The organism is Campylobacter sp. TTU-622, from assembly GCF_016598965.1.
Lineage (GTDB): Bacteria > Campylobacterota > Campylobacteria > Campylobacterales > Campylobacteraceae > Campylobacter_D.
In genome coordinates, this window is record NZ_JAENKR010000142.1 from 1 (window position 1) to 1849 (window position 1849).

Consider the following 1849-nt stretch of genomic DNA (forward strand, 5'->3'; position numbering starts at 1 on the left):
AGGGAAGATAGTGAATTTGTAGCAAGGTTTTTATTTAATAATGGTAATTTTAGAAGACTTAAATTTAATGCCTTAGCTTATCATCTTTATCATAAAGAAAATGCTAAAAATATGCTTGAAATCAATCATCAGATTTATTTAGATACTATAAAAAATAAAAAAATAGATTGGAGATGAATGAAAATTTTACTTATTATTGGAGATATCACCTTAAAGGGAGGAGCTGAAAGAGTTGTAAGCAATTTAGCTAATCTTTTTTATGATAAGGGTTTGGATATTGAAATTTTAAGTTTTTATAAGGAGAATGAAAAACCTTATTTTTTTATCAATCCCAATATAAAAATTAGTTTTTTTCATCAAAAAGGTCACGATGAAATTAAAAAGGGATTTTATAAATTTGTTTATAAATATTATGAAAGTTTTGTTATTAAAAATAAGTATAAAGATAAAGATTATATTATTTATAATAATTGCACACAATTTCCTTTTTTTAAAAATAAAAATACACGTTATTTAAAGATAGTTCACCTTCGTTTTAAACGTTTAAAAAGAGATCAATTTTTTGATACTTTGATTATTCTTTCTTTTAAAGAGCTTAATATTTATCAAAAATACTATAAAGATATAAGAGTGATACCAAATTTTTTATCATCTTTACCTAAAGAAAATGCAAATTTAGAACAAAAAACTATACTTTCTATAGGTAGAATGACCAATGAAGATCAAAAAGGCTTTTTTAGACTTTTAGATATATGGAAGTTTTGTCAAAAAAATGATAAATATAAAGAATGGAAACTTTATATAGTAGGAGAGGGTGAAGCCAGAGAAGGACTTTTGGATAAAATAAAAAAAGAAAAAATTGAAAATGTAATGATAAAGCCTTTTGTCAAAGAAATTGAAAAGGAATATTTAAGTGCAAGTATTTATGTAATGGCAAGTTATTTTGAAGGTTTACCTATGAGTTTGCTTGAAGCTAGTTCTTTTGCTTTACCTTGTATTGCTTTTGATATAAATTCTGGTCCTAGTGATATTATAGAAGATGAAAAAAGTGGATTTTTGGTTAAAGATGGAGATTTAGAAAAATTTGCTTTAAAGTTGAGACTTTTAATGGATGATTCAAATTTGCGTAAAAATATGGGAGAAAAAGCAAAAGAGCTTATAAAACTTAAATTTTCTAAAGAGGCTGTTTTTAAAAAATGGCAAGAAAACTTATCTTAACTTGTGCTTTAGTTTTTTAAAAAAATTATAAAATTTAATTTTCTTTTTAAGTAATTTATATTTTAAATATGAAATTTCGTTTAAATCATAAGATAATTTAATAATTTCTTTATAAAGATAAAAGCTAAATTCTTTAATGATAAATTGTTCTAAATTTGAATTTTCAATTATGTTTGTAATTTCTTTATAATCTTTTAAATTTTTTTGTAGTTGTTCTTTAGTTTTTTTTAAAGTTAAAGAATTTTCGTTAATCCTATAAAAATATCCTATAAAATTAGCAGTTTTTATACTAGGGTTAATAAGAAATGCAAAAGCTAAAAGATCTTCTGCCATATTTATTTTATAAGAAGATAGATGTTTTATAGTATGAAGATAAAAATCTTTTTTAAATAAAATTCCCCAAATATTCCATAAGTATTTATAAGAGGATTGTTCTATAATATTTTTTAATTCTTCATAATTTTTATAATCTGGCAGATTTTCTTCTATACCCCCCCCCATTTCATCAATTTTAGCAAAGCCAAATCTTAATAAATTGGCTTCTTTAATCTCTTTTAAAGCTAACTCACAAGCATTTAAAGCCAAAGTATCATCAGGGTCTAAGAAAGTAATATAACGAGAACTCGCATAA

2 protein-coding genes and 1 pseudogene are annotated in these 1849 nt (G+C 23.1%); 2 read left to right on the forward strand and 1 reads right to left on the reverse strand.

The window, feature by feature from the left end; genetic code table 11:
* Positions 1-177, forward strand: a pseudogene (locus JG677_RS07980) (glycosyltransferase family 2 protein); the annotation flags it as partial.
* A complete protein-coding gene (locus JG677_RS07985; RefSeq protein WP_200286102.1) occupies positions 178-1218 on the forward strand; it encodes a glycosyltransferase family 4 protein in 1041 nt (346 codons plus the stop codon). It begins immediately after the preceding pseudogene.
* Here the strand turns inward: JG677_RS07985 and JG677_RS07990 are convergent.
* Positions 1210-1849 (reverse strand): hypothetical protein (locus tag JG677_RS07990; RefSeq protein ID WP_200286103.1); only part of this gene is annotated, 640 nt, incomplete at its 5' end. The genes JG677_RS07985 and JG677_RS07990 overlap by 9 nt on opposite strands.

Excerpts from the sequence above, each read along its gene's own strand:
- JG677_RS07985 (WP_200286102.1), top strand. The coding sequence starts at position 178 with ATGAAAATTTTACTTATTATTGGAGATATCACCTTAAAGGGAGGAGCT.